Genomic DNA, 1,606 nt, shown 5'->3' on the forward strand with positions numbered 1-1,606 from the left:
CTGCCAGCAGAGGCAGGCCAAGGCCGCTCGCGGTCTGGGCCAGGGCGAGCCAGGCCACCAGCTCGCCCCCTTGCTGGGCGCTCCAGCCCGCCGCCATGTAGGCCGGGGCCAGCCAGGCCACGACGATGCCGTAGCCGCTGTTGATGATGCCAAAACAGGCGATGAGCAGCCAGGTACGGGGCAGGGGGAGCAGCCGCTGCTCCCCGGTGGGGGCGGGCGTGCTGGCCGGGGTAGGCAGGGGCACCCGCCAGGCCAGCCAGCCGAGGGCCAGCAGCACCGGCAGGCCCCAGAGCGCCAGCGCCCGAGACCAGTCCAGATACTCGGCAAGGCGCGGGGTGAGCACGGCCCCGAGCGCCCCGCCCCCCATCATGCAGGCGGAGAAGATCCCCATCACCAGGGGCACCTTTTGGGCGAACCCCTCCTTGATGAGGCCGGGCAGTACCCCCTGCACCAGGGCCGAGCCCAGCCCGCACAGGGCGGCGCTGGCGATGAGCAGGGCGCCGCTCGCCAGGTCGACGCGCAGGGCGCTGCCAAGGGCGAGCAACAGCAGGGCCACCCCGAGCAGGGGGCGCGGGCCCGTGCGACCCAGGAGCGCCGGGGTGAGCAGCACGCCGACCCCGATAAGCCAGAGGGGCAGCAGGGTGACCCAGGCCAGGGTATCCACCCCGAGGGCCAGCCTCGCGTCGATGCGAGGGGCCAGGGGGCCGATGGCGGTGAGGAAGGGGCGCAGGTTGAGGGCGATGAGGATCACCAGCACCAGCAAGGCGCCGCTGCCCGGGGGGAGGCGGCGCTTATGCATGGGGCAGGGGACCGTAGAGGGTTTCGGCCGCGATGGGGCTCGCCAGCTTGATGAGGGGCAGGGGCGGCGGACTCAGCGGCAGTCGCAGCGCTGCGTAGGCGGCGCGGCTGTCATAGCCGAAGGGGGCGGCATCGTCGTTGTCAAAGGCGTAGTAGACCGCCTGGATGCCGTTCATCACCAGGGCCGACAGGCACATGGGGCAGGGGTGCCCGCTGGCATAGACGATGGCCCCGGCCAGCGGCCCCTGGCGACTCCCTTCCCGCAGCGCTTCCAGCTCCGCGTGACGGGTGGGGTCCCCCGCCTCCAGCATGCGGTTGACGGCGCTCGCCACCAGCCGGTTCTCCCTCACCAGCAGGGCGGCGAAGGGGCGCCCCCCTTGCTGGCGATGGGTCAGGGCCAGGTGCAGGGCCTGCTCCAGCCACTCCTGATGGCTGGGGGCCGAGGCGGCGGTGAGGGAGTTGAGGAGGCGGGCACCGGACTGGGAAGGGGGTGGCATGGTCATATCCTGGCAAAGAAGGGGGAGGACAGCAGCCTAGAGGGTCGCCGCATCATTTGGAAATTAAATGATAAAATGACTTCCAGTGGTTTTATAAATGGAGATTGCCCATGGAGCGCCCCCTGCTGGACCCCCAATTGCTGCAGAGCTTCGTCGCCATCGTCGAAACCGGCAGCTTTACCCGCGCCGCCGAGCGTATCCACCTCACCCAGTCCACCCTGAGCCAGCAGATGCGCCGCCTGGAGCAGCAGCTGGGCTGCACCCTGCTCGACCGATCCGGCCGCCAGGTGGTGACCACGGCCCAGGGGGAG

The 1,606-nt window shown here is 70.6% G+C and carries 3 protein-coding genes; 1 reads left to right on the plus strand and 2 read right to left on the minus strand.

What is annotated here, in order from left to right; all coding sequences use genetic code 11:
- Window positions 1–799 (minus strand): MFS transporter (locus AACR77_RS14085; RefSeq protein ID WP_042882390.1); only part of this gene is annotated, 799 nt, incomplete at its 3' end.
- Complete coding sequence (locus AACR77_RS14090; protein WP_041215485.1) at window positions 792–1,301, minus strand: nucleoside deaminase; 510 nt, start codon at window positions 1,299–1,301, stop codon at window positions 792–794. The genes AACR77_RS14085 and AACR77_RS14090, both read right to left, overlap by 8 nt.
- Window positions 1,302–1,417: 116 nt before the next feature.
- On the opposite strand from AACR77_RS14090, the gene AACR77_RS14095 reads away from it, so the two are divergent.
- Window positions 1,418–1,606: LysR family transcriptional regulator (locus AACR77_RS14095; protein ID WP_042882391.1), on the plus strand; the 189-nt coding region annotated here is incomplete at its 3' end.

Source organism: Aeromonas sp. ZOR0002, from assembly GCF_963866995.1.
GTDB classification, from domain to species: domain Bacteria; phylum Pseudomonadota; class Gammaproteobacteria; order Enterobacterales; family Aeromonadaceae; genus Aeromonas; species Aeromonas caviae.

Bases quoted from the DNA above. Each gene is read 5' to 3' on its own strand.
- AACR77_RS14090 (WP_041215485.1), bottom strand. From the start codon at position 1,301: ATGACCATGCCACCCCCTTCCCAGTCCGGTGCCCGCCTCCTCAACTCC.